Annotated in this window: 1 protein-coding gene; it reads left to right on the forward strand. The window is 42.0% G+C overall.

The features are described from left to right. Positions 1-466: hypothetical protein (locus IQR33_RS23485; RefSeq protein ID WP_228014087.1), on the forward strand; the 466-nt coding region annotated here is incomplete at its 5' end. Positions 467-610: the final 144 nt, after the last annotated feature.

A 610-nucleotide genomic window follows, 5' to 3' on the forward strand; every position in this document is an offset into this window, starting at 1 on the left:
AAGAAAAGTCCTTGAGCAGGCACAGGCTTTAGGGAATTCGAAATTTTTCGGTAAGATTCAAATGCTGGTAGCGCAAAGTATTGCCAAGCCAATGTGGAACCCTTGGAGCCTATCAGATGGTGAGCTGCGCCAGTATTTTAATACTCATAAAGCAGTTGCAAATTTCCTTTCTACATGGTTTATCACCATCGATATTAAACTTGAGGTCGGCTTTATGGCAGCTGTTATATACGCACTATCAAAAGGTCAAGGGGCTGCATTGATTAAAGAAATGGCTTCAGTGCACATCGCTGAAGAGACTTTCAAAAAACTCAGCCTCTCATCAACTGCACAACAAGCTGGCGCGAGAGCATTTTTTGTAGCTGTTATTCTCGCTAGTGTACTCAAAGGCTTTAACGAGGCAGATGCGCTAGCTGCAAAGAAAGAGTTGTTACGACGTAACATGCTTGGAATAGAGGATTTGTAAGCTATGTTTTGGATACTGGGTCTTTTAGTTTCCTTGTTTATCATGTACTCGGATTACGCGCATTACTTCTATACCAAGCGACATGGAAAGAAATCTAGGGTTTCTCGCTTATTTAGCTTGTTGATCACGGTAACGCTTCCTATG

Origin of the sequence: Vibrio sp. OPT46 (genome assembly GCF_015163535.1) — a bacterium.
Lineage (GTDB): Bacteria > Pseudomonadota > Gammaproteobacteria > Enterobacterales > Vibrionaceae > Vibrio > Vibrio alginolyticus.